This window comes from Saccharopolyspora sp. NPDC049426 (assembly GCF_040676935.1).
Lineage (GTDB): Bacteria > Actinomycetota > Actinomycetes > Mycobacteriales > Pseudonocardiaceae > Saccharopolyspora.
On record NZ_JBFAPZ010000019.1, the window covers coordinates 70,160 to 87,222 of the forward strand.

16 protein-coding genes are annotated in these 17,063 nt (G+C 69.7%); 13 read left to right on the top strand and 3 right to left on the bottom strand.

What is annotated here, in order from left to right:
- Nucleotides 1–20 precede the first annotated feature (20 nt).
- Nucleotides 21–545, bottom strand: a complete 525-nt coding sequence (locus AB0J78_RS30450; RefSeq protein WP_363794990.1) for a YceI family protein — start codon at nt 543–545, stop codon at nt 21–23.
- Nucleotides 546–759: 214 nt separating this feature from the next.
- Here AB0J78_RS30450 and pgsA point away from each other — a divergent pair, with 214 nt between their 5' ends.
- A complete protein-coding gene (pgsA, locus tag AB0J78_RS30455; protein WP_363794992.1) occupies nt 760–1,362 on the top strand; it encodes a phosphatidylinositol phosphate synthase in 603 nt (200 codons plus the stop codon).
- 22 nt (nt 1,363–1,384) lie between these two features.
- Here pgsA and AB0J78_RS30460 read toward each other — a convergent pair whose 3' ends face one another.
- Complete coding sequence (locus AB0J78_RS30460) at nt 1,385–3,493, bottom strand: elongation factor G-like protein EF-G2 (protein ID WP_363794994.1); 2,109 nt, start codon at nt 3,491–3,493, stop codon at nt 1,385–1,387.
- A 200-nt stretch (nt 3,494–3,693) separates the two neighbouring features.
- Here AB0J78_RS30460 and pdxS point away from each other — a divergent pair, with 200 nt between their 5' ends.
- The 12 genes from pdxS (at nt 3,694) to AB0J78_RS30520 (ending at nt 16,001) form a co-directional block, all read left to right on the top strand.
- The gene (pdxS, locus tag AB0J78_RS30465) at nt 3,694–4,596 is read left to right on the top strand and encodes a pyridoxal 5'-phosphate synthase lyase subunit PdxS (RefSeq protein WP_363794996.1); all 903 of its coding nucleotides are present in this window, start codon (nt 3,694–3,696) and stop codon (nt 4,594–4,596) included.
- A 132-nt stretch (nt 4,597–4,728) separates the two neighbouring features.
- Nucleotides 4,729–5,373, top strand: a complete 645-nt coding sequence (gene pdxT / locus AB0J78_RS30470; RefSeq protein WP_363794998.1) for a pyridoxal 5'-phosphate synthase glutaminase subunit PdxT — start codon at nt 4,729–4,731, stop codon at nt 5,371–5,373.
- A 33-nt stretch (nt 5,374–5,406) separates the two neighbouring features.
- Nucleotides 5,407–6,159 (top strand): YebC/PmpR family DNA-binding transcriptional regulator, encoded by a 753-nt coding sequence (locus AB0J78_RS30475; RefSeq protein WP_363795000.1) that lies wholly within the window; start codon nt 5,407–5,409, stop codon nt 6,157–6,159.
- Between the two features lie 197 nt (nt 6,160–6,356).
- Nucleotides 6,357–6,824 carry a DUF4262 domain-containing protein gene (locus AB0J78_RS30480; RefSeq protein ID WP_363795084.1) on the top strand — a complete coding sequence of 156 codons (468 nt, stop codon included), beginning with the start codon at nt 6,357–6,359 and terminating at the stop codon, nt 6,822–6,824.
- Between the two features lie 209 nt (nt 6,825–7,033).
- Entirely contained in the window at nt 7,034–7,645 is a 612-nt protein-coding gene (gene ruvC / locus AB0J78_RS30485; protein WP_363795002.1) for a crossover junction endodeoxyribonuclease RuvC, read from the top strand.
- Complete coding sequence (gene ruvA, locus AB0J78_RS30490) at nt 7,642–8,241, top strand: Holliday junction branch migration protein RuvA (RefSeq protein WP_363795004.1); 600 nt, start codon at nt 7,642–7,644, stop codon at nt 8,239–8,241. Before ruvC ends, ruvA begins: the two co-directional genes overlap by 4 nt.
- Before the next feature lie 8 nt (nt 8,242–8,249).
- Nucleotides 8,250–9,317: a Holliday junction branch migration DNA helicase RuvB gene (gene ruvB / locus AB0J78_RS30495; protein WP_363795006.1), complete on the top strand. Its 1,068-nt coding sequence runs from the start codon at nt 8,250–8,252 to the stop codon at nt 9,315–9,317.
- A 162-nt stretch (nt 9,318–9,479) separates the two neighbouring features.
- A complete protein-coding gene (yajC, locus tag AB0J78_RS30500) occupies nt 9,480–9,863 on the top strand; it encodes a preprotein translocase subunit YajC (RefSeq protein WP_363795007.1) in 384 nt (127 codons plus the stop codon).
- Nucleotides 9,864–10,201: 338 nt separating this feature from the next.
- The gene (gene secD / locus AB0J78_RS30505; protein WP_363795009.1) at nt 10,202–11,755 is read left to right on the top strand and encodes a protein translocase subunit SecD; all 1,554 of its coding nucleotides are present in this window, start codon (nt 10,202–10,204) and stop codon (nt 11,753–11,755) included.
- Complete coding sequence (gene secF / locus AB0J78_RS30510) at nt 11,752–12,924, top strand: protein translocase subunit SecF (RefSeq protein WP_363795011.1); 1,173 nt, start codon at nt 11,752–11,754, stop codon at nt 12,922–12,924. The genes secD and secF overlap by 4 nt, the downstream gene beginning before the upstream one ends.
- The gene (locus tag AB0J78_RS30515; RefSeq protein WP_363795013.1) at nt 12,924–13,484 is read left to right on the top strand and encodes an adenine phosphoribosyltransferase; all 561 of its coding nucleotides are present in this window, start codon (nt 12,924–12,926) and stop codon (nt 13,482–13,484) included. The genes secF and AB0J78_RS30515 overlap by 1 nt, the downstream gene beginning before the upstream one ends.
- Before the next feature lie 201 nt (nt 13,485–13,685).
- Nucleotides 13,686–16,001, top strand: a complete 2,316-nt coding sequence (locus AB0J78_RS30520) for a bifunctional (p)ppGpp synthetase/guanosine-3',5'-bis(diphosphate) 3'-pyrophosphohydrolase (protein WP_363795015.1) — start codon at nt 13,686–13,688, stop codon at nt 15,999–16,001.
- Nucleotides 16,002–16,219: 218 nt separating this feature from the next.
- Here AB0J78_RS30520 and AB0J78_RS30525 read toward each other — a convergent pair whose 3' ends face one another.
- Nucleotides 16,220–17,050 carry a peptidylprolyl isomerase gene (locus tag AB0J78_RS30525; RefSeq protein WP_363795017.1) on the bottom strand — a complete coding sequence of 277 codons (831 nt, stop codon included), beginning with the start codon at nt 17,048–17,050 and terminating at the stop codon, nt 16,220–16,222.
- Nucleotides 17,051–17,063 lie beyond the last annotated feature (13 nt).

Genomic DNA, 17,063 nt, shown 5'->3' on the forward strand with positions numbered 1-17,063 from the left:
TCTTCTCATTTTGAGGGGGATCAGGCGCGGAGCTGGGCTTCGATGTCCAGGGTGATGGTGATCTTCTCGCCGACGACGGCGCCGCCGGGCTGGCCGACACCGAAGTCGGTGCGGTTGATGGTGGTGGTGGCCGAGATGCCCAGCAGGTTCTCGGAGAAGCCGTTGAGCTCGGTGGTGAGGGTGACCGGCTTGGTGACGCCCTTGAGCGTGAACTCACCGTCGATCAGGAAGTCCTCGCCGTCCTGGCGGATGCCGGTGGAGCGGAAGGTCGCGGTCGGGTGCTGCTCGGCGTCGAAGAAGTCGGCGCTGCGCACGTGGGCGTCGCGATCGGCGTTGCGGGTGTCGATCGACGAGACGTCGATGGTCGCCGTGACCGACGACTGCAGCGGGTCCTCGGCGGTGACGATCTCGGCGGAGAAGGAGCCGAAGCGACCCCGGGACTTGCCGACGCCCATGTGGCGCACCGAGAACAGGATGTCCGAGTGCACGGGGTCGATGTCCCAGGTGCCGGTGGTGTAGCCGGGGATCTGCGCGGTGGCCGTCATGGTCGCGTGCCTCCAAGAGTGTTGTTGGTGTGCGTTGCTCTCACCATGGCCCAACTAGGTTGAAGCTTCAACCATTCCTGGATGTGGCAGGGGTCACCTTCCGGTCCGGGAGACGTCACACCAGCGGTCGGAGCCGATCCAGACCCGGTTAACCTGCAACAGCGCGCATCGTGCGCGGACGTCACTGCACACCACCGCTGGCACCTGAAGGCACATGCTCAACATCTTCGCGCGGGCGTCCCTGTCCCGGCTGACCAATCCGATCGGGCTAGGCCTGGTCCGCATCGGCCTGACGCCGAACGCGGTGACGGTCGTCGGGACCGTTGCCTCGGTGGCGTCGGCGCTGTGGTTCTTCCCGCGCGGTGAGCTGTTCGTCGGCACCGTGGTGACCGCGATCTTCCTGCTCTTCGACATCCTCGACGGCGCGATGGCCCGGGTCGGCGGTCGCGTCACCCGCTTCGGGGCAGTGCTGGACGCCAGCTGCGACCGCATCGTCGACGGCGTCCTGTTCGGATCGCTGGTCTGGTGGGCGCTGGTCGTCGACGTCGATCGGGATCGAGGCCTGGGCCTGCTGATCTGCCTGGCAGGAGCCCAGGTGATCTCCTACATCAAGGCCAGGGCCGAGGCCAACGGCCTCCGGGCCGACGGCGGCATCGCCGAGCGGGCCGAGCGCTTCCTGATCATCCTCACCGGCGCGGGCCTGCACGGGCTCGGCGTCCCCCACGTCCTGGACGTCGCCATCTGGCTCCTCGCGGCGCTGACCCTGATCACCATCGCCCAACGCCTCCACGCGGTCCACGTCTCCTCGAAGGCGTGACCGGGGCCGCGGAACGTCGCCCTCACTTGGGCACGAGACCGTCCGGCACCGGTTCGTAGCTCTCGAAGTGCCGTGTGAAGGTCGCGCTGCCCGAGGTCAGGGAGCGGACGTTGACCGTGTAGCGGATCAGCTCGCTGGCCGGGACGTGCGCGCGCACGACCGTCCACCCGCCGTCCTCGGGCTCGGTGCCCACGACCTTGCCCCGGCGGCTCGACAGGTCCCCGAGGATCGCGCCCAGGTGCTCGTCGGGGATGTGCACGGCGACCTCGTCGACGGGTTCGAGCGTGGTCAGGCCCGCCTGCTCGGCCGCTGCCTTCACCCCCAGAGCGCCGGCGGCCTGGAACGCGGCGTCGGAGGAGTCGACGCTGTGCGCCTTGCCGTCGACCAGCGTGACCCGGACGTCGACGATCGGGCAGCCCTCGGTGATGCCCTTCTCCAGCTGAGCGCGCACCCCCTTCTCGACGCTGGGGATGAACTGGCGCGGCACCGCACCGCCCACCACCTTCTCGGTGAACTCCACGCCGGAACCCGCGGGCAGCGGTTCGACCTCCAGGTCGCACACCGCGTACTGGCCGTGCCCGCCGGACTGCTTGACGTGCCGCCCGTGCCCCTTGGCCTGCTTGGTGAAGGTCTGCCGCAGCGCGACCCGCACCGGAACCGTGTCCACCTCCGCGCCGCCTTCGCGCAGCCGCTGCAGGACGACGTCGGCGTGCGCCTCGCCCATGCACCACAGGACCAGCTGGTGGGTCTCGCTGTCGCGTTCCAGGCGCAGGCTCGGGTCGGCGGCGATGAGCCGGTTGAGGTTGCGGGCCAGGGCGTCCTCGTCGCTGCGGTTGTGGGCGGTGACCGCGATCGGCAGCAGCGGTTCGGGCATCGGCCACGGGGTGAGCAGCAGCGGGTCGGACGGGTCGGAGAGCGTGTCACCGGTCTCCGCCGAGCCGACCTTGGTCAGCGCGCACAGGTCGCCCGCCACGCACTGCGGCACCTCCCGCAGGGTCGCTCCCAGCGGGGAGTACAGGTGGGCGACGCGTTCGTCCTCGTCGTGGTCGGGGTGGCCGCGCTCGGCCATGCCGTGCCCGGAGACGTGCACCGGCCGTTCGGGACGCATCGTGCCGGAGAAGACCCTGGCCAGCGAGACCCGTCCGACGTAGGAGTCGACGGAGGTGTGCACGACCTCGGCGGCCAGCGGCCCGTCCGGATCGGGCGTGAGCAGGCGCGGGTTGCCGCCCTGCGGGTCGGTGAACTCGGGCAGCTGGTGCTCCAGCGGCGAGGGGAAGCCGCGCCGGATGCCGTCGAGGACCTCGGGGATGCCGAGGCCGGTCAGCCCCGACACCGGCAGCACGGGGTGCAGTCCGCCGCGCGCCACCGCCGTCTCCAGGTCGCCGATCAGCGTGTCCTCGTCGATCTGCTCGCCCGCGAGGTAGCGGTCCATCAGCGATTCGTCCTCGCTCTCGGCGATGATCGCTTCGATCAGCTCACCGCGCGGCTGCTCTACCTCGGCGCGGAGGGCCTCGTCGGCGGGCCGGACCTCGCCGTTCTGGTAGATGCTCTCGGTGACCAGTCCGACCAGTCCGGTCGGCTCGCCGCCTTCCAGGTGCGGCAGGTACAGCGGAAGGACGCCTTCTCCGAAGGCGTCCTGGCAGGTCAGCAGTGCGGTGTCGAAGTCAGCGCGCGGTTGGTCGAGCCGCGAGATGACCACCGCGCGCGGCATCCCCACCGCCGCGCACTCGTGCCAGATCGCGCGGGTCGCCGCGTCGACGCCCTCGGTCGCGGCCACCACGAACAGCGCCGCGTCGGCAGCGCGCAGGCCCGCGCGCAGCTCGCCGACGAAATCGGCGTAGCCGGGCGTGTCGATCAGGTTGATCTTGGTGTCCCCGTGCTGGACCGGGGCGATGGACAGCGCGATGGAGCGCTGCTGGTCGATCGAGGCCGGTTCGTGGTCGCACACCGTGGTGCCCTCGGTGACCGCGCCGGGCCGGGGAATCGCGGAGGTGGCCTCCAGCAGGGCCTCGACGAGCGTGGTCTTGCCGGCCGCGGAAGGGCCGACCAGGACGACGTTGCGGATCTGAGCGGGATCTGAAGGGGCCGGTGCACCCGGCCCAGCCACTGTGCCGGCTTGTTTGCTTCCCATGGCGAGCTCCTGCGCTACCCGGACGGCCAGAGATGTGTCTCCGATCACACACCCGGTGGTGTGCTCGTGCAAGGCCGCGCCTGGGGGACCCGAGCGTGAAGTGGACTACTGAAATCGGGGCTGAGTGGACCGTTGCGGTGGTCCAGTTCGTGGCTAGGTTGGTTGCGGGAACACCTCCGGAACGTGAAGGAAGATCAAAGTTGACTAGCGCAGCGGACACCGCTCCCACCGGCACGGACGGCGTGAAGCGGGGCATGGCCGAGATGCTCAAGGGCGGCGTGATCATGGACGTGGTCACCCCCGAGCAGGCCAAGATCGCCGAGCAGGCCGGAGCGGTCGCGGTCATGGCGCTCGAACGCGTGCCCGCCGACATCCGCGTGCAGGGCGGCGTGGCCCGGATGTCCGATCCGGACATGATCGAGGGCATCGTCAACTCGGTGTCCATCCCGGTGATGGCCAAGGCTCGCATCGGACACTTCGTCGAGGCCCAGGTGCTGCAGTCGCTCGGCGTCGACTACATCGACGAGTCCGAGGTGCTCACCCCCGCCGACGAGGTCAACCACATCAACAAGTGGGCCTTCACGGTGCCGTTCGTCTGCGGTGCGACCAACCTCGGCGAAGCGCTGCGCCGGATCGCCGAAGGCGCGTCGATGATCCGCTCCAAGGGAGAGGCCGGCACCGGCAACGTCGTCGAGGCCACCCGGCACATGCGCCAGATCCGCGCCGACATGCGCCGGCTGTCCACCCTGGAGGTCGACGAGCTCTACGTCGCCGCCAAGGAGCTGCGCGCACCGGTCGAGCTGGTCCGCGAGGTCGCGCGCACCGGTGAGCTGCCGGTCGTGCTGTTCACCGCGGGCGGCATCGCCACCCCCGCCGACGCGGCGATGATGCGTCAGCTCGGCGCCGAGGGCGTGTTCGTCGGCTCCGGCATCTTCAAGTCCGGCGACCCGGCCAAGCGCGCCGAGGCCATCGTCAAGGCCACCACGTTCTACGACGACCCGGACGTCCTCGCGAAGGTCTCGCGCGGTCTCGGCGAGGCCATGGTGGGCATCAACATCGACGACCTCTCCGACAAGGACCGCCTCGCCGGCCGCGGCTGGTGAGCTCCGGATCCGTCTTCCGCGGTCGTTTCGCTCGGCGGTGCGGGTAGCCGAACCTGAGACGCCGTCCGGACTCCGGGCGGCGTCTCAGGACCCGCACCGCTCGCACCTGTTCCAGGGGTAGGAGGGGCAACGATGGGTCAACCCGTCATCGGTGTTCTGGCGTTGCAAGGGGGAGTGGCCGAGCACCTGGCCGCGCTCGAGCGCGGCGGCGCGCAGGCGATCCCGGTCCGGCGGGTCGAGGAGCTCGACGCCGTCGACGGCATCGTGCTGCCCGGCGGTGAGTCGACCACCATGACCCGGCTGCTGGACACCTTCGAGCTCTACGAACCGCTGCGCGCGCGGCTGGCCGACGGCCTGCCCGCCTACGGCTCCTGCGCGGGAATGATCATGCTGGCCACCAGCGTTGACGACGACAGGGCCGCAGCGGTCCGCCCGCTGGGCGCGCTGGACGTCGTCGTGCGCCGGAACGCCTTCGGCAGGCAGGTCGACTCCTTCGAGACCGACCTCGACTTCCAGGGGATCTCCGACCCGATCCACGCGGTGTTCATCCGCGCGCCGTGGGTCGAGAAAATCGGCTCCGGCGTGTCGGTCCTGGCCACGGTGCCCGAGGGGCTCGACGACGCCACCGCCCCCGACGCCACCGAGCGCGAAGGCCTCGCCGGTAGGATCGTCGCGGTTCAGCAGGGAGCGGTGCTCGCCACGGCCTTCCACCCGGAACTGGTCGAGGGGGACGAGCGGGTGCACCGCTATTTCGTACGGATCGTCCGCGGGCGGTGATATCCGTCGCGGGCGTGGAAAGACGGAGGAGAGATGAGCGGCCACTCCAAGTGGGCCACCACCAAGCACAAGAAGGCCGCCGTCGATGCCAAGCGCGGCAAGCTCTTCGCGAAGCTGATCAAGAACATCGAGGTCGCGGCCCGCACCGGCGGCGGTGACCCCGAGGGCAATCCGACCCTCTACGACGCGATCCAGAAGGCCAAGAAGAACTCGGTCCCGATGGACAACGTCGAGCGCGCGCGCAAGCGCGGAGGTGGCGAAGAGGCCGGCGGCGCCGACTGGCAGACGATCATGTACGAGGGTTACGGCCCCAACGGCGTCGCCGTGCTGGTGGAGTGCCTGACCGACAACCGCAACCGCGCGGCGGGCGAGGTTCGCACCGCCATGACCCGCAACGGCGGCTCGATGGCCGACGCGGGCTCGGTCGCGTACCTGTTCACCCGTCGCGGCGTGGTGCTGCTGCCGAAGAACGGCCTCAGCGAGGACGACGTGCTCGCGGCCGTCCTGGAGGCGGGCGCCGAGGAGATCAACGACCTCGGCGAGAGCTACGAGATCCTGTCCGACGCCTCGGACGTCGTCGACGTCCGCAAGGCGCTGCAGGCCGAAGGCATCGAGTACGACTCGGCGGAGACCAACTTCCTGGCCTCGGTCAACGTCGAGCTCGACGCCGAGGGCGCGCGCAAGATCTTCAAGCTGATCGACGCCCTCGAGGACTGCGACGACGTGCAGAACGTCTACGCGGCCTTCGACGTCAGCGACTCGGTCATGGCCGAGGTCAACGCCTGATCGCTGGTCTTCTGCTCGGCGGCGCGAGTTGCGGGGGTGGTTCTTCCGCCTCGCGGCTGCGCCGCTCGCACACGGACCATCAAGTGCGCGAACCGCTCCCCTCGACGCCCGCGAAATGGGGCGTCGGCGGGAGCGGTTCTTGCGTTGACGTGCAGAATGGCGCCGTGGTCGACACCGATGAATCACTGCGCAAGTGGATGGTCAACACCGCGGAGCAGCACGGCGCCGCGGTCATGCACGTCGCCGGGGACGACAGCGGCCCGGCCTACGCCTTCTCGGTCGGCGCGTGGCGCCGCTTCGGCAAGCCCGAGGTCGTGGTGATCGGGCTTCCGCAGGAGGTCGCGCACTCGGTGGTCAACACCTACGTGCAGCGGGCGGGGCAGGGCGAGCGCTTCCAGCCCGGTCAGCTCTACGAGGGCTTCCTGCAGGGCTGCCCGGTGACCTTCGAGAAGGTCGCGCTCCAGCACTACCCGGAGTACCTCGGCTCGGCGTTCCTGGTCTACAGCGGACCGGATTTCCCGGCGGTGCAGCTCATCGCGTCCAGCCCGGATGACGCCAAGTTCCCCTGGCAGCCCGACGCCCCCGGCGGCTTCCGCGAGTACCAGCCGATCCTCACCGACTCCGGCCTCCCCGAATCCTGGACCCCGGGCGTAGACGGCCCCTGACCTCGGACGTCCCCGCACCTCTCGAGGCTGGGCGCGCCGGGTATTCGAATTTCGCGCGAAATTTGAACGGGATCTTCGGGACTCGAATTTCGCGCGAAATTCGAATACCCCACTCTCCCGGGTGATGGGGAGGGCGTGTCGGGTGTGGTTCGTGAGGTCGGGTTCGTTAGGGTTCGAACGAGTGTTCTTTCGGCTTGGTGGGTGGCGTCGTGCGCGTGTTGGGAGTCGACCCGGGGTTGACCCGTTGCGGGCTCGGCGTGGTCGACGGCGGCAAGGGGCGCTCGGTCGCGTGCGTGGCCGTCGGCGTGGCGCGCAGTCCGCAGGAGGACGAGCTCGCCTCGCGGCTGATGACCGTCTCCACCGAGGTCGAGCGGTGGATGGACCTCCACGAACCGCAGGTCGTGGCCATCGAGCGGGTGTTCAGCCAGCACAACGTGCGCACCGTGATGGGAACCGCGCAGGTCTCCGGCGTGGTGGCGCTCGCCGCCGCGCGCCGCGGTCTGCCGGTCGCCTTCCACACGCCGAGCGAGGTCAAGGCCGCGATCAGCGGTTCGGGCCGGGCTGACAAGAAGCAGGTCACCACGATGATCACCAAGATCCTCGGGCTGGCCGAGGCGCCGAAACCGGCCGACGCCGCCGACGCGCTGGCCCTGGCCGTCTGCCACCTGTGGCGGGCGCCGATGATGGACCGGCTGGCGCAGGCGGAGGCGCGAGCCGCCGAAATGGCGCGCAACCATCGCGCGAAGCTCAAAGCGGCGCAGGAGAAGCGAGCGGGCCGGCAGAAGCAGGCCGCTCCCGACACAGGAGGCAAGACCCGATGATCTCCACGGTGCGCGGACCGGTGCTGTCGATCGGCCTCGACCACGCCGTGGTCGAGGTCGGTGGCGTCGGCATGGCGGTGCACGCCACCCCGTCCACCCTCGCCGGCCTGCGGCGAGGTGAGGAGACCCGGCTGTGGACCTCGCTGATCGTGCGCGAGGACTCGCTGACCCTCTACGGATTCGCCGACGCCGAGGCCCGCGACCTGTTCGGACTGCTGCAGACGGCCTCCGGCGTCGGTCCCCGGCTGGCCCTGGCGACCCTCGCGGTGCTCTCGCCGGAACAGCTGTGCACGGCCCTCGCCGACGGCAACCTCACCGTGCTCACCCAGGTCCCGGGCATCGGTAAGAAGAGCGCCGAGCGGCTGATCCTCGAACTGCGCGACAAGGTCGGCGTCGTCGCGGGGACCACGGTCGAACCGACTGCAACCGTCGACCGCGGCCGGGTCCGCAGCGAGGTCTCCGAGGCTCTCGTCGGGCTGGGCTTCTCCGCCAAGCAGGCCGACCAGACCGTGGAAACCGTGCTGTCCAACGGCGGCGGCGACCTCGACACCTCCGCGGTGCTGCGCAAGGCGCTGGCCACCCTCGGGCCCAAGTGAGGTAGCCGATGCACGAGGAAGAGGACTGGTCGGCACCCGAGGACGCGGTCTCGCTCGCCCCGCACGAGGACGACGGCGAGGGCGACGTCGAGATGACGCTGCGCCCGCGCAAGCTCAGCGAGTTCGTCGGGCAGGCGCGCGTGCGCGAACAGCTCGAACTGGTCCTGCACGGCGCCCTGCGACGCGGCGACCAGCCCGATCACGTGCTGTTCTCCGGTCCTCCCGGCTTGGGCAAGACCAGCCTGTCGATGATCATCGCCGCGGAGCTGGGCTCGGCCATCCGCGTCACCTCCGGGCCCGCGCTGGAGAAGCCCGGTGATCTCGCGGCGATGCTGTCCAACCTCTCCGAGGGCGACGTGCTGTTCATCGACGAGATCCACCGGATCGCCCGCCCCGCCGAGGAGATGCTCTACCTGGCGATGGAGGACTTCCGCGTCGACATCGTCGTCGGCAAGGGTCCGGGCGCGACGAGCATCCCGCTCGAACTCGCGCCGTTCACGCTGGTCGGGGCCACCACCCGCTCCGGAGCGCTGACGGGCCCGCTGCGGGACCGGTTCGGCTTCACCGCGCACATGGAGTTCTACACCTCCGACGAACTCGATCAGGTGGTTCGCCGCTCGGCGGGGATCCTGGGCGTGGACCTGCGCGACGACGGCGCGGCGGAGATCGCCGGCCGCTCCCGGGGCACGCCGCGCATCGCCAACCGGCTGCTGCGCCGGGTCCGCGACTACGCCGAGGTCCGCGCCGACGGTGCGGTGACCCGCGAGGTCGCGCGCGCCGCGCTGGAGGTCTACGACGTCGACGAGATGGGCCTGGACCGCCTGGACCGGGCGGTGCTGCGGGCGCTGATCAAGTCGTTCCACGGTGGTCCGGTGGGCATCTCCACGCTCGCGGTCGCGGTCGGCGAGGAGCCCACCACCGTCGAGGAGGTGTGCGAGCCGTACCTGGTCAGAGCCGGAATGCTGGCCCGCACCCCGCGAGGCCGGGTGGCCACCGCCGCCGCCTGGTTCCACCTGGGCATGACGCCTCCGGCGAACGCTCCCGGAGAGGGTCCACCCTCCCTTTTCGCGGAGTGACCCAATGGTGACAATCCGCCGTTACGGTAGCGGCGGACCAGCTGAATGCCACGCGTCAACCTGGCACTTTCGTTGACCTGGCAGACTGGGGCTAGAACATCCGAACAAACCGGGCGCGGACTCGTTGGTTGGTCCTGTCGTGCGCCCGCTGAACGGAGCATGATGCAACTCCAATCCCTGATCCTGCCGCTGTTGATCGTCCTGCTGGCGGTGCCGTTGTTCCTGCAGGCCCGCAAGCAGAAGCGCGCGATGGCCGAGCAGCAGAAGCTGCAGAACTCGATCACCGCGGGCGACCGGGTGATGACGACCTCGGGCGTCTTCGGCACCGTCGTGTCGACCAGCGATGACACCATCGACATCGAGATCGCTCCGGGCATGACCACTACCTGGGTGCGTCAGGCCGTCCGCGAGAAGGTCGAGACCGAGGACGCCGAGGCCCCGGCCGTCGAGGCCCCCGCCGAGGAGTCCGCGACCGAGGAGACCAAGGTCGAGGACAAGGCCGAGACCGAGGCCGCCGAGTCGACGGAGAAGCAGAAGACCAGCTGACGCGCCTGGTCGACACCGGTGACGGGTGCCGCACGACGGGCGCCCGCCGGGGGACAACGCGCCGTCATCGCGACGCGGGCATCGGAGCCGAACCACTCCGGGCCCGCGTCGCTGCCGTTCGGCCACCCCATGTAGTCGCGGCCCGGTCCGGGCCTGCGAGACTGGATGACGGAAAGTGGCGGTCGGTGGTGGCGAAGACCGCCACAAGATCGCATCGAACGGCGGAACCCGGTACAACCGGCGGTACGTTGTCGAGGGCGGAACCGCTCGCCGCTCGCGCTCTCGGCCCCGGCCGGGTCGCGCATCCGAACTGACCCTGAACAGGAGACCGACGCACCGTGGCACCTCCGGCCGGGCAGCTGCGCCCAGGGCGTTATCTCGCGATCTTCGCGCTGATCGTGATGGCGCTGTACGCACTGGTGTTCTTCACCGGTGATGGCAAGCCCAACCCGAAACTGGGCATCGACCTGCAGGGAGGAACGCGGGTCACGCTGACCGCGCGCACCCCGGACGGGCAGCCTCCCAGCAAGGAATCGCTGGACCAGGCGCGGCAGATCATCGAGACCCGCGTCAACGGCATGGGCATCGGCGGCTCCGAGGTGGCCCTCGACGGGTCGAACCTGATCATCACCGTGCCTGGTGAGGGCGGTGAAGAGGCCAAGCAGCTCGGGCAGACCGCGGAGCTGAACTTCCGCAAGGTCGCCCAGCAGCTCCCCGCCACCCAGCCCCCGGCACCGACGACGCCGCAGCAGGCGCAGCCTCCAGGCGACTCGACCCAGGCGATCGAAGCCGCGAAGGCGACGCGGCAGAGCACCGATCCGAACGTGCTGATGCAGGCCGCGCAAGCGCTGGACTGCAAGGCCGAGGACCCGCTGCGCGGCAACGAGGACCCGGCGCTGCCGCTGGTCTCCTGCGACCGGGAGGGCACGGCCAAGTACATCCTTGAGCCGGTCTTCCTGGAGGGCAAGGAGATCGCCGACTCGATGGCCCAGCCGCCGAACCCGCAGGGTGGCAGCCCGGGCTGGTCGGTCAGCCTGAACTTCAAGTCGGGCGGTGCCAAGACCTGGGCCGACTTCACCTCGGCCAACGTCGGCCAGCAGGCCGCGTTCGTGCTGGACGGCGAGGTCGTCTCCGCACCGTCGATCAACGAGCCGCTGCTGGGCGGCAACGCCAGCATCAGCGGCCAGTTCAACCAGCAGTCCGCCACGGACCTGGCCAACATCCTCAAGTACGGCTCGCTGCCGCTGGCCTTCGACCAGTCCGAGGCCGAGACGGTTTCGGCGACGCTGGGCATCGCCTCGCTGGAAGCCGGTCTGATCGCCGGTGGCATCGGCCTGCTGCTGGTGGCCGTGTACTGCCTGGCCTACTACCGGCTGCTGGGCATCCTGACCGTGCTGTCGCTGGTGCTGTCCGGTGGCGTGGTCTACGGGGTGCTGGTGCTGCTCGGGCGGTGGATCGGGTTCACCTTGGACCTGGCCGGTGTCGCCGGGTTCATCGTGGCCATCGGCATCACCGCCGACTCGTTCATCGTGTTCTTCGAGAGGCTCAAGGACGAGATCCGCGAGGGTCGCACCTTCCGCTCCTCGGTGCCCCGGGCGTGGGTCCGGGCGCGGCGCACGATCCTGTCCGCCGACGCGGTCAGCTTCCTCGCCGCCGCGGTGCTCTACGTGCTGGCCGTCGGCCAGGTGAAGGGCTTCGCGTTCACCCTGGGCATGTCCACGGTGCTCGACCTCGTGGTGGTCTTCCTGGTCACCCACCCGCTGGTGGCGCTCGCCTCGAAGAACAAGTTCCTGTCCAAGCCGTCGGTCTCCGGGCTGGGTGCCGTGCAGCGCATCGGCAACCGGAACCGCGCCGCGCGCAAGGCCGCCGCGACCACCTCCAAGGAGGCGTGAAGGTGACGACTCCTGACACCGAAGGGGCCCAGAAGCGCGAGAGCGTCTTCCACCGGCTCTACACCGGTACCGGTGCCTTCGACATCGTCGGCAAGCGTTCCCGCTGGTACATCGCGCTCGGTCTCCTGGTGCTGGTGTGCATCGGCGCGATCGGGTTCAAGGGGTTCAACCTCGGCATCGACTTCGAGGGCGGCACCAAGATCGCCATGCCCGCGGTCGGCGCCCAGGGCCCGATCGAGACCGACGCGGTGCAGTCCGCGTTCAGCGACGCGGTCGGGCACCCGGCCGAGACGGTCCAGGTCGTGGGTGCCGGTGGGAACCAGAGCATTCAGATCAGGTCCTCGTCGCTGACGGTGGACCAGGTCCTCGAGGTCAAGCAGGAGATCTTCAACCAGACCCAGCCGCTGGACGGGACGGGCAAGCCCAGCCAGCAGGTGATCAGCGACAGCGCGGTCTCCGGCACCTGGGGCGGGGAGATCACCACCCAGGCGCTGCTCGCGCTCGGCGTGTTCCTCGTGCTGGTGACGATCTTCCTGGCGTTCTACTTCGAGAGGTGGATGGCGGTCGCGGCGCTCGTCGCGCTGCTGCACGACGTCGTGGTCACCGCCGGCATCTACTCGCTGGTGGGCTTCGAGGTCACGCCGAGCACCGTGATCGGTCTGCTGACGATCCTCGGGTTCTCGCTGTACGACACGGTGGTGGTCTTCGACAAGGTCAAGGAGAACACCCGCGGTCTGCTGAGCATGACCCGCCGCACCTACCCGGAGGCGGCGAACCTGGCGGTCAACCAGACGCTGATGCGCTCGATCAACACCTCGGTCATCGCGTTGCTGCCGGTGCTCGGCCTGCTCGTGGTCGGTGCCGGACTGCTCGGCGTCGGCGTGCTGCGCGACCTGGCGCTGGTGCAGATGGTCGGCATGATCGCCGGCGTCGTCTCCTCGATCTACCTGGCCACGCCGCTGCTGGTGGACCTGAAGATGCGCGAGTCGAAGTACCGCTCGCACGCCAAGAAGGTCGAGCAGCGCCGGGCCAAGTCCGCCGCCCGCGAGGCGGGCGAGGAGGTCCCGGAGGAGCCCAAGCGACCGGTCACGGCCGGTGCGACGCGGCAGCAGCCCGCGGCGCGCCCGGCGGGCAAGGCCGCGCGGCCCAGCGGAAAGCGACGCCGTTGATGCCCGAGGAAGTCACCGCGGGCGTCGAAGTGGTGGACGGCGACGACGTCGCCCTCAAGAGCGCTGTCCGGCTGATCCGGGAGGTCCCCGACTTCCCGGAGCCGGGCGTGCTGTTCCGCGACATCAGCCCGATGCTCGCCGATCCGGCGGCGTTGCGGGCCATCACCGACGCGCTGGGCCGGGGCTTGGAGTTCGACCTCGTCGCCGGCGTGGAGGCTCGCGGTTTCCTGCTCGGCGCCGCCGTCGCCCAGGCGTTCGGCACCGGTGTGATCGGCCTGCGCAAGCCCGGCAAGCTGCCGGAGGTCGCCGACCGCATCTCCTACGAGCTGGAGTACGGCCACGCGACGCTGGAGCTGCCCGCCGACACGCTGAGTGCCGGACAGCGGGTCCTGGTCGTGGACGACGTGCTCGCCACCGGTGGCACCCTGGGTGCCGCGTGCCGGCTGATCCGCCAGGCGGGTGCCGAGGTGACCGCGGCCACGGTCGTGATGGAGCTCACCGCCCTGGAAGGCCGGGACAAGACTGTCGACGAGCACGTCCGAGCCCTGCTGCGATCCTGATCCGGACGCTGCCAACCAGCAGCGTCACAACGGACGGTGATCGGTTCGGCTGAATTCCCACGGTCATCTCGACTGCAGAAGGTGACCGTTGGGCGTATCAACCGCCACACCAGGGATGGGTCGTTGACCCGTCGGCGTTATTCTCAGTGTCCGGGTCCCCCGGACCTGGGACTAAGCAACGCCTGAGCCCGGGAGCGTGCGGTGAGCCACCACGTTGATTCTCCTGCCTCGGCAACCGATCCGGTTGCCGAGCCGCGTGCGACCTCGGCCACGCGCCGAGTCCGCGCCAGACTGGCGAGGAGGATCACCGCCCAGCGCGCCGCCCAGGTCAAGCAGGTCCTCGAACCGCTGGCCGTCGTCCACCGCGAACTGCACCCGCAAGCCGACCTGACGCTGCTGCAGCGCGCCTACGACGTCGCCGAGGAGAAGCACCGCAGCCAGAAGCGCAAATCCGGTGACCCCTACATCACCCACCCGCTGGCCGTGGCCACGATCCTGGCCGAGCTCGGCATGGACACCACCACGCTGGTCGCCGGGCTGCTGCACGACACCGTCGAGGACACCGACTACTCGCTGGAGCGGCTCGGCTCCGACTTCGGTGACGAGGTCGCCCACCTGGTCGACGGCGTCACCAAGCTCGACAAGGTCAAGCTGGGCGCGGCCGCCGAGGCCGAGACGATCCGCAAGATGATCATCGCGATGGCCCGGGACCCGCGGGTGCTGGTGATCAAGCTGTCGGACCGGCTGCACAACATGCGCACCATGCGCTTCCTGCCGCCGGAGAAGCAGGCGCGCAAGGCCCGCGAGACCCTCGAAGTGCTCGCGCCGCTGGCGCACCGGCTCGGGATGGCCACGATCAAGTGGGAGCTGGAGGACCTGGCCTTCGCCATCCTGCAGCCCAAGAAGTACGACGAGATCGTGCGCCTGGTCGCCAACCGCGCCCCCTCGCGCGACACCTACCTGCGGACCGTGATCGACGAGCTGTCCACGCAGCTCGACGCCGCCCGGCTGGCCGCGAAGGTCGAGGGCAGGCCCAAGCACTACTACTCGATCCACCAGAAGATGATCGTCCGGGGCCGCGACTTCGACGACATCCACGACCTGGTGGGCGTGCGGATCCTGGTCGACGAGATCCGCGACTGCTACGCGGCGATGGGCGTCGTGCACGCGCTGTGGCAGCCCATGCCCGGCCGGTTCAAGGACTACATCGCCCAGCCGCGCTTCGGCGTCTACCAGTCGCTGCACACCACGGTCATCGGCCCGGAGGGCAAGCCCCTCGAAGTGCAGATCCGCACCCGCGAGATGCACCGGACCGCCGAGTACGGCATCGCCGCGCACTGGCGATACAAGGAGACCAAGGGCCGCAACAGCGGCGGCGGCGTCGAGGTCGACGAGATGGCCTGGATGCGCCAGCTGCTGGACTGGCAGCGCGAGGCCGCCGACCCGGGCGAGTTCCTGGAGTCGCTGCGCTACGACCTGGCCACCCGCGAGATCTTCGTCTTCACGCCCAAGGGCGATGTGATCACGCTGCCGTCCGGCTCGACGCCGGTCGACTTCGCCTACGCCGTGCACACCGAGGTCGGGCACCGCTGCATCGGCTCGCGGGTCAACGGCCGGCTGGTGGCGCTGGAGCGCAAGCTGGAGAACGGCGAGGTCGTCGAGATCTTCACCTCCAAGGCGGAGGGGTCCGGCCCGAGCCGCGACTGGCTGTCGTTCGTCGCCTCGCCGCGCGCGAAGGCCAAGATCAAGCAGTGGTTCGCCAAGGAGCGCCGCGAAGAGGCCATCGAGTCCGGCAAGGAGTTGATCACCAAGGAGATCCGGCGGCTCGGACTCCCGGTGCAGCGCCTGGTCTCCGCCGAGGCGCTGGGCGCCGTCGCCCGCGAGCTGCACTACGTCGACGTCACCGCGCTCTACGCCGCGGTGGGGGAGAAGCAGCTCTCCGCGCAGCACCTCGTGCAGCAGCTGGTGGCGCACATCGGCGGACCCGAGCAGGCCGCCGACCAGATCGCCGAGCGCTCGACGCCGTCCACCTTGGAGGGTGGCGGAAAGCGGCGCAGCAGCGGCGATTCCGGCGTGGTGGTCAAGGACGCCGGCGACGTGTGGGCGAAGCTCGCCCGCTGCTGCACCCCGGTTCCCGGCGACGAGATCCTGGGCTTCGTCACCCGCGGCGGGTGGGTCAGCGTGCACCGCACCGACTGCACCAACGCCGACGACCTGCGCAAGACACCGGAACGCCTGGTGGAGGTGCACTGGGCGCCGTCGTCGTCCTCGGTGTTCCTGGTCGCCATCCAGGTCGAGGCCCTCGACCGGCACCGCCTGCTCTCCGACGTCACCAAGGTCCTCGCCGACGAGCGCGTCAACATCCTCTCGGCCTCGGTCACCACCTCGAAGGACCGCGTGGCGGTCAGCCGGTTCTCCTTCGAGATGGGCGACCCCAAGCACCTCGGCCACGTCCTCAAGGCGGTCCGCAACATCGAAGGCGTCTACGACGTCTACCGAGTCACCTCAGCCACCTGACCCTGCCCGACCGGACCCACCAGATCCGACCGGGACCACCGGACCTGACCGGGACCGGGCGTGGTGTCCCGGGAAGCAGCGGTCTCACCTCCCCTGACCGGATTTCAGTGGAACTCCGGTTCCCGATTTCCACTGAAATCCGGTCAACGCAGTGAAGAGGGGCACCGTTCCGGGTGGAACGGTGCCCCTCTTCGCGTGAGGTCCTCGCAGGGTCTGGGTCAGGCCTGGACGTTGACCTTGTTGAAGGTGACCTGCTTGTGCGGGTGGCCGCCGCCGGCGGAGGAGTCGAAGGCGCCGTCGTGGCCCGCGCGGGCGACGTCGTCGATGATCTTCAGGCCCTCGGGCGAGATCGTGCCGAAGACGGTGTAGTCCGGCGAGAGCTGGGCGTCGCCGAAGACCATGAAGAACTGGCTGCCGTTGGTGTTCGGGCCCGAGTTCGCCATCGCCAGGTAGCCGCGGCCGTACTTCAGCTCCGGGAACGTCTCGTCGTCGAAGGCGTAGCCGGGACCGCCGGAGCCCTGCCCGGTCGGGTCACCGCACTGCAGCATCTGCAGGCCCTCGGTGCTGATCCGGTGGCAGTTGGTGCCCTCGTAGAACGACTGCTTGGCCAGGCTGATGAAGCTGTTCACGGTGCAGGGGGCCAGCGAGCGGTCCAGGGTCAGCGGGATGTTGCCCTGGTTGGTCTCGATGGTGGCCTGCACGGTGCCCTTCGAGGACACCTCGCCGTTGGCCGGCGGCTGCACCGGCTTGCTCGCCTGGCCGTCCGGGCGGTAGGCGCACGAGACGGGGTCGGCCAGCGGGGCCGGGCGGGCCGGCGGCGGAGCCAGCTCGGTCGGGATGTTGACCTGCGGCTGCGGCGGCTGCTGCTGGGCCGCGGGCTCGCCACCGCTGCGGCTGAAGTAGAAGACGCCAACCACGATCGCGATGACCACCACGATCGTCGCCCCGATGGTGATCACCCGGCGTCGCTTGGCCTGCTCTTCACGGCGCTGCATCTGGCGTTCGAGCTTCCGTTTGGCCGCCTGACGACGCTGCTCGTTGCTGGGCACTTGCTCCCCTCCC